Below are 235 nucleotides of genomic sequence, written 5' to 3' on the forward strand. Positions count from 1 at the left end.
TCAGTTGGAAGTTCAATAACTTCTTCAATTGTACTAACATCATCGTATGTTGCATTGTAGTAGAAAACCTCATCTGCTTGTCTAATTGAAACGATAGGTAACTGTTTACCATCAAAAATTGAACATGTAAGCTCGTCACCCTTTATATACTTCTCAATTACTACTTCAGTATCCGATTCGAATACAGTTTCGAGCATTGAGTTCAATTCATTTTTATCATTGACGATCTTTACGC

1 pseudogene is annotated in these 235 nt (G+C 34.0%); it reads right to left on the reverse strand.

The window, feature by feature from the left end:
* A pseudogene (locus JDS81_RS30075) lies at positions 1-235 on the reverse strand (D-alanine--D-alanine ligase); the annotation flags it as partial.

It is taken from the genome of Bacillus cereus group sp. N31 (genome assembly GCF_016483245.1).
GTDB lineage: Bacteria > Bacillota > Bacilli > Bacillales > Bacillaceae_G > Bacillus_A > Bacillus_A toyonensis.